Origin of the sequence: Streptomyces rhizoryzae (genome assembly GCF_023155275.1) — a bacterium.
Taxonomy (GTDB): Bacteria; Actinomycetota; Actinomycetes; order Streptomycetales; family Streptomycetaceae; genus Streptomyces; species Streptomyces rhizoryzae.
The window spans coordinates 1-6,807 of record NZ_JALMUV010000096.1 but is presented as its reverse complement, the minus strand read 5'-3'; the positions used below and the strand labels follow the sequence as shown (position 1 = coordinate 6,807).

General features: G+C 72.9%; 7 protein-coding genes. 4 read left to right on the top strand and 3 right to left on the bottom strand.

Features of this window, described 5'->3' with window-relative positions:
* Window positions 1-280, bottom strand: a 280-nt coding sequence (locus tag MUU72_RS34795) for a cbb3-type cytochrome c oxidase subunit I (RefSeq protein WP_248017461.1), incomplete at its 3' end; no start/stop codon positions are given.
* 116 nt (window positions 281-396) lie between these two features.
* Here MUU72_RS34795 and MUU72_RS34790 point away from each other — a divergent pair.
* From MUU72_RS34790 to proP, 3 genes are all read left to right on the top strand, one after another.
* Window positions 397-936, top strand: coding sequence for an RNA polymerase sigma factor (locus MUU72_RS34790; protein WP_248017460.1), 540 nt, complete (start codon window positions 397-399; stop codon window positions 934-936).
* Complete coding sequence (locus MUU72_RS34785; protein WP_248017459.1) at window positions 929-1,969, top strand: CU044_5270 family protein; 1,041 nt, start codon at window positions 929-931, stop codon at window positions 1,967-1,969. The genes MUU72_RS34790 and MUU72_RS34785 overlap by 8 nt, the downstream gene beginning before the upstream one ends.
* 450 nt (window positions 1,970-2,419) lie before the next feature.
* A complete protein-coding gene (proP, locus tag MUU72_RS34780) occupies window positions 2,420-3,898 on the top strand; it encodes a glycine betaine/L-proline transporter ProP (RefSeq protein ID WP_248017458.1) in 1,479 nt (492 codons plus the stop codon).
* 123 nt (window positions 3,899-4,021) lie between these two features.
* Here the strand turns inward: proP and MUU72_RS34775 are convergent, their stop codons facing one another.
* Together MUU72_RS34775 and MUU72_RS34770 are read right to left on the bottom strand one after the other, a co-directional pair.
* Window positions 4,022-5,143, bottom strand: a complete 1,122-nt coding sequence (locus MUU72_RS34775) for a methyltransferase domain-containing protein (protein ID WP_248017462.1) — start codon at window positions 5,141-5,143, stop codon at window positions 4,022-4,024.
* 420 nt (window positions 5,144-5,563) lie between these two features.
* Window positions 5,564-5,761, bottom strand: a complete 198-nt coding sequence (locus MUU72_RS34770) for a hypothetical protein (RefSeq protein WP_248017457.1) — start codon at window positions 5,759-5,761, stop codon at window positions 5,564-5,566.
* A gap of 174 nt (window positions 5,762-5,935) precedes the next feature.
* On the opposite strand from MUU72_RS34770, the gene MUU72_RS34765 reads away from it, so the two are divergent.
* A complete protein-coding gene (locus MUU72_RS34765; RefSeq protein WP_248017456.1) occupies window positions 5,936-6,772 on the top strand; it encodes a helix-turn-helix domain-containing protein in 837 nt (278 codons plus the stop codon).
* The last annotated feature ends 35 nt before the right edge of the window (window positions 6,773-6,807 follow it).

The window sequence follows — 6,807 nt, the reverse complement described above, 5'->3', positions numbered from 1 at the left end:
TCAGCAGCATGATCGTGCCGTGCATCGTGAACGCCTGGTTGAACTGCTCGTTCGAGAGCAACTGGTGGCCCGGACGGGCCAGTTCGGCCCGCATCACCAGCGCCAGCAGCCCGCCCACGCAGAAGAACGCGAACGCGGTGACCAGATAGAGCGTGCCGATGGTCTTGTGGTCGGTGGTGGTCAGCCACCGCACCGGGTTCGGTTTCTCGGCGGTCCCCACCGCGGCGGACCGCACGGCAGCGGGTCCGGGCACCGGGGACGACATCGCGGGGAGCTTCATACCCCGTTGGTGTCCGCCACCCCGCCGGACGTCACCGGGGGCCGGCCCCGGGGGGCGTGGGATGGCTCACCCCGGCCGGGTGTGAAGATCGCGGCGATGCCGGACACAGGGGTTTCATGAGCACGGACGACGCCTTCGCCGCGGCCTATCGCGCGCACTACTGGGCGGTCAGCCGCTTCGTGGCGCGACGGCTGGACGCCCCGGCACACGAGGTCGAGGAGGTGGTGGCGGACGTCTTCGCCATAGCCTGGCGGCGGCGCGCCGAACTCCCCGACGCGCCGCTGCCCTGGCTGTACGGCGTGGCCCGGAACTGCCTGGCGAACGTGGTGCGCGGCAAGGGCCGCTACCGCCGGCTGCTGCACCGGCTGACCCACCACGAGGCGGCGCACGGCCGGCAGACCGTCACCGGCCCGGACGCCGAGCGGCCCGGCTCCTGGGTGCTGGAGGCGCTGGACCGCCTCTCCCCCGCCGACCAGGAGGTGCTGCGGCTGGCCGCCTGGGAGGAACTGACCGTCGAGGAGCTGGCGGTGGCCCTGGACTGCGGCCGGAGCGCGGCGGCCATGCGGCTGCACCGGGCCCGGCGGCGGCTGCGCGCGGAGATCGACCGGACCCGGACCGCGGTGTCCGTACCAGGAGGAGGCGACGGCCATGCGTGACGAACTGGAGCTGCTGCGGGCGGCCGATCCGGCGCCGGCCGGGGCGGGCCGCTGGCGGGACCGCCCGCTGGACGCCACCGCGGAGCACGCCCTGACCCGCCTGCTGCACGGCGCCCGCACCCGGCGGGCCCGCCGCCGGCTGGTGCTGCGCGCCGAGGCTGCGGTGCTGGCGCTCGTCGCGGTGCTCGCCTTCACCCTCACCGGCGCGGGCAGCGGCCGGGCCGCCGCCGCGCCCGCGGCGCTGGTCCCGCAGGCCGGCACCACCGCGCCCTCCCTGGACGCGCTGGCCCGGATCGCAGGGGCGCGGGCCGCTGCCGCCGGGCCGGACGACGGGCCGCGCCGCGGCAGCCACCTCCAGAGCTGGAGCCTGGCGGCGCCGGCCGGTCCGGACGCGGCGCCCCCGGTCACCGTGCCCGAGGAGCGGATCACCCGCTGGAACGCCGACGGCAGCGGCTCCGAACTGGTCGTCGCCACCGACCCCCGGCATCCGGGCCGCCCGGTCATCCAGGACGACGGCGGCCGCTGGCGCACGGTCGGCGACGGCAAGGTGCTGCACCGCGCCGCCTACCCGGCGGGGTACGGCACCCGGCACGGCGGCCTGGCCGCCCGTACCGCGCCGCCCACCGACCCGCGGGCCCTGCGCACCCTGCTCACCTCCCTCTACGGCGCGGCGGGCGGCGGCGCGGACGGCGCGGGCGACGGCGGCGACGGGGTCCCGCAGCTGCTGCTGGCACTCTCCTCGTACCGCCAGGAGTGGACGCCGGGGCCGCGCGAGACGGCGGCGATCGTGCGGCTGCTCGCCGACACCCGGGGGCTGCGGCCGGCCGGCGCGGTCACCGACCGGCTGGGGCGGCGCGGGCTGGCGTTCGTGCACGACGGCCCGGACGGCGCGGCGGACACCACCCGGCAGATGGTGGTCCTCGATCCGCGCACCGGCACCCTCCTCGGCACCGAGATCACCTTCACCCGGGACGTCCCCGACTTCCGGATCACCGCGGGGCAGGTGCTGTCGTACGAGGCGTGGCTGCCGTGACGCGGACGCCGCCGGGCGGGGGCGCGGCGGGCGGCGGCCCTAAGGGCCCGGGTGGACGGGGTGGCCCGAGTGGCCCGAGTGGCGGCGGGCGGGGCGGCGGCGGATCCTGAGGGGACGCGACGATCCATCGGCGCGGTGGTGCCAGACGCACCGCCGCGCCGTTCCCGTATGCGAAGAATTCCCCGCCACCACACCGCCTCCGACGTGACCCAGGCCACATTTTCCCGTGCGGTTCCGGCCGATCCCCGCGATATGGATCACAAAGTGGGCGCCCGGAAAAAACTTCGCGGATGCATGTTTGCCCAGCGAGGAGCGGGTAGACGCGTCAAAGTGCGCCCGACCGCACACTGTCCGTTACGACCCGGTCTGCCCCTATGGTCGTTCTTGCCCCGCCACGCCATGGCGGGACAGTCCTTGTAGTCGTCCCAGAGAGCGCAGGCGAGCGAACACGTGCCGACGCAGTCCCCCCTCGCACCCGGGTCCCGTACCGGCACCGGCAAAGCCCCCGGCGCCACCCCGGAGCCGCGGCAGGCGGCCCCCCAGCAGCAGACACCGGGCGAGGTCACGGTCGTCGACCCCGCGATGGTCAAGCGCGCGGTGTCGGCGGCCGCCCTCGGCAACGCGATGGAGTGGTTCGACTTCGGCGTCTACAGCTACATCGCGGTCACCCTCGGCCACGTCTTCTTCCCGTCCGGGAACCCGACCGCGCAGCTGCTGTCGACCTTCGGCGCGTTCGCCGCGGCGTTCCTGGTGCGCCCGCTCGGCGGGATGGTCTTCGGCCCGCTCGGCGACCGCATCGGCCGCCAGAAGGTGCTGGCCATCACCATGATCATGATGGCCGCGGGCACCTTCGCCATCGGCCTGATCCCCTCCTACGCCACCATCGGCGTCGGCGCGCCCATCCTGCTGCTCGCCGCCCGCCTGGTGCAGGGCTTCTCCACCGGCGGCGAGTACGGCGGCGCCTCCACCTTCATCGCCGAGTACGCGCCCGACAAGAAGCGCGGATTCCTCGGCAGCTGGCTGGAGTTCGGCACCCTCGCCGGCTACGTCGGCGGCGCCGGACTGGTCACGCTGATGACCGCGCTGCTGTCCACCGAGGACCTCAACTCCTGGGGCTGGCGGATCCCGTTCCTGATCGCCGGTCCGATGGGCCTCATCGGCCTGTACCTGCGGCTGCGCCTGGAGGAGACCCCCGCCTTCGCCCAGCTGGAGCGCGAGGCCCGGACGAAGGAGAAGGAGCGCCGCGAGGCCGAGAAGCGGACCGGCCTGCGCGAGATGGTGTTCGGCCAGTGGCGCGCGATGCTGCTGTGCATCGGCCTGGTCCTGGTCTTCAACGTCACCGACTACATGCTCCTGTCGTACATGCCCAGCTACCTCACCTCGGAGCTGAAGTACGACGAGACGCACGGGCTGCTGGTCGTCCTCGCGGTGATGGTCGCGATGATGTGCGTCCAGCCGTTCGCGGGCCGGCTCTCCGACCGCTTCGGCCGCCGCCCGGTGATCGCCGCCGGCTGCCTGGGCTTCCTGGTCCTCTCGGTCCCCGCGGTGCTGCTCATCCGCCAGGGCTCGCTGGCCGCGGTCGCGGTGGGCATGGGCGCGCTGGGCCTGCTGCTGGTGTGCTTCACCGCCACCATGCCGGGCACCCTGCCCGCGCTGTTCCCGACCCGGGTGCGCTACGGCTCGCTGTCGATCGGCTTCAACATCTCCGTCTCGCTGTTCGGCGGCACCACCCCGCTGCTGGTCACCGCCCTGATCGGCGCAACCGGCAACAAGATGATGCCCGCCTACTACATGATGGGGGCGGCCGTCATCGGCGGTATCGCGGTCCTCCTGATGTCGGAGAGCGCCCGCAAGCCGCTCCCCGGCTCCCCGCCCGCCGTGGAGACCGAGGCCGAGGCCCGCCAACTGGCCGCCGCCACCGCCCACTGACACGACCGCCCGCGGCCCCGCACCACCCTCACCGGCCGGCCACCGCCCCCTCTTCCGGGGGCCGGGGTCGGCCGGCGGCGTTCCCGGCGCCCCCGGAACCGGCGGGCATCGGGGCAGGACCCGTCACAGCGGCCAGGCATGGGACGGATCATCCAGCCACGCCCGGTGGCCGTCCGTCCCGACGGTCAGCCCGAAGCGGTCATGGCCGGGCCGCCCGTTCTCCTGCCACCAGGCGTGGGCCGCTTCCGCCTCGTCCCACAGCCTGCGGCGCCCGTACTGCCAGACCCGGGTCGGCCCGCCGTCGCGGAACTGGGCGCAGGCCCACGACCGGTCGGACAGGCTGTAGAGCCACACCGGCCGCGCGTCGCCCTCCTTCCGCGCCACCAGCTGCCGGCAGTCGCGCACCCGCAGCCCGAGCGCGAACGCATGCGCGCCGAACGGCGCCCCGTCCAGGTACGCGTCTTCCCCGAGCGGACCGGTACTCGGGTCGCCGTCGGCGACGCTCCCGGAGACGTACTCCCGGTGTACGACGGGAGGGAGGCGCTGGGCCCGGAGTTTCATGAACTCGACCGGCCCGGTGAAGGCACCCGAGGCGCTCCGGCCGTCACCCGCGACGGTCAGCCGCGCCACGGCGTCACCGTTGCCGAAGTGCGTACCCCACGGCACCACGATCAGCCCGCCGGGCCGGCACTGCCGCAGCCATGCCGCGGGGACGGCCCGGAGCCCGCAGGTGGCGATCACGCGGTCGTACGGTGCGCGCGGGGCGCAGCCTTCCGCCCCGTCCCCGTGCACGACGTGGACGGGGGAACCGAAGCGCTCCAGGGCCTTGCGGGCCGCACCGGCCACCCGGCCGTCCACTTCCACGCTGACGACATTCCCGGCCCCGAGCCGGTGCGCGAGCAACGCCGCGTTCCAGCCCGTCCCCGTGCCCACCTCCAGCACGCGGTGCCCGGCCCGTACGTCCAGGTCCCGCAGCATGCGGAAGACCACGGACGGCATGGACGCGGAACTGGTCGCCACCGCTCCGGATTGCGTACCGCTGTGGTCCCCGTCGTCCCACTGCGTGACGATCGGGCAGTCCGCCTCCGCGTACGCCTGCCACGCCTCCGGATCGCTCGTCCGGGACACGACCACGCTCCTTGCGGCCGCCATGTCCCAGGGCCACATCAGATCAGGCAGGAAAGCGGCCCGGGGAACCGCCGCGTAGGCGGGCGCCCAGTCGGACGAGAGCACACCGGCCGCCATGAGCGCGCGCCCCAGCCCGACGTGGCCGGGCTGCCGCTGACGCGTGCGGGCCACCGTCAGGCACCCTTGGGCGGGTTGGGAACACCGGGGCCGCCATCGGGGGTCGGCGGCTGGTGCGGACCGGGATACGGCTGACCGGGAAGCTTGTCGCCTCCACCGCCGCTGCCGTTCCTGCTGCCGTACATGTCGCCGCCCCTGCGCCTCATCGTCAATTCCACCTCGCGATCGCCTACTTCCACCAGTACCGCCCGGATTCCGTGACGGCGTAATGACGTTCCTTGTGCCGGTGCCGCAGCTCACACCGCACCCATGTCCGCTGCGACCGGGGGACCTCGACGCCGAGGTAGGTGAAGAGCTGCACCCGGCCACGACTCGGCGCGAGCGACGCCCTTGCCGCGCACCGCCGTTGACGCCCCCGGGTCACCTCCGTGCCTGCCGCTCATGCGGATGGCTCCGCAACTCGACGTTGCAGTCGACCACCTTCGACAGGTCCCCGGCGGCCCGCGCACACGCCCGCTGCCGGGCCAGCGCCCCACAGACATCACACCCGGCGACCGGCTCGGGCTCCGGCGCGGGGAACAGCCCCGGCAGGTGCATCGGGCGGCACTCACCGGACATCAGTTCGCCACCTCCAGCACGTGCGTCCGACGGCACCCTGCGGGTTGAGTAGTTGAGGGCTTGGGAGCATGTCCACTCCTCTCCGTAGCGGGGGCGCTACCGAGGGTTCAGATTGGACCGCACGCGGGAAGCATTCAACGTGTTGGAAAGGGAAGGAAAGTTGGGGAACGAGCCGTGAACAAGAACGAGTTGAACCCGGACGCCTCTCCCCAGGCGGCCTACGGAGCGCGCTTACGCGGCCTGCGGGAGACGCGCGGCTGGACCCAAGAGGGCCTTGCCGAACGCACGGAGTATTCCAGCGTGCACGTCTCAGCTGTCGAAAATGGCCGGAAGCCTCCGACTCTCCGCTTTTCGCGTAGCGTGGATCGCGCGCTTGGCCTGGTGGGCACGGAGGACGCGTTCGAGCGTGAGTACCGCGAGATCAAGCACGGCAACCTGCTGGAGGGCTTCCCGGAGTACGTCAAACACGAGGGCCGGGCAGCGGAGATCCGGCTCTACGAGATCGGCATCATCCCCGAGTTGCTCCAGACACCGGAGTACGCCCAGGTTCTCGCGGACAGCGCCGCACGGCGCGGAGCGATCACACCTGAACAGGCCGACGAGCGCGTCACATTCCTGATGGAACGGCAGGCGACCTTGGCACGGCCTCGCCTCCCCACGATGCTGGTGGTGATGGACGAGAGCTGCATCCGCAGACGCGTCGGCGGGCCCAAGGTCATGAACGCTCAACTCGACCGCCTGGCGGAGTTCGCCGAGCTGCCGAACTCGGTGCTCCAGATCGCCCCGTACGACATAGGGGAGCGTCGCCCGTTCAACCTCCCGATGAACCTGCTGACCATGCCGGACCTGTCCGTGATCGCGTACGCGGAGTCCCAGATGCGCGGCCATCTGGAACGCGACACAGCCGCCGTGCTGCCCCTGTTGACGGCCTACCATCAATTGCAGGCCGAAGCACTGCCCCAGGCGGCATCGGTGGCCATGATCCATGAGGCACGAAAGGGCACCCCGTGACGACCGCATCCCCCCGCTGGTCCAAGTCCTCCTAC

Coding starts and splice junctions, on each gene's coding strand:
- MUU72_RS34785 (WP_248017459.1), top strand. CDS start 929: ATGCGTGACGAACTGGAGCTGCTGCGGGCGGCCGATCCGGCGCCGGCC.
- MUU72_RS34775 (WP_248017462.1), bottom strand. CDS start 5,143: ATGGCGGCCGGTGTGCTCTCGTCCGACTGGGCGCCCGCCTACGCGGCG.
- MUU72_RS34790 (WP_248017460.1), top strand. CDS start 397: ATGAGCACGGACGACGCCTTCGCCGCGGCCTATCGCGCGCACTACTGG.
- MUU72_RS34770 (WP_248017457.1), bottom strand. CDS start 5,761: ATGTCCGGTGAGTGCCGCCCGATGCACCTGCCGGGGCTGTTCCCCGCG.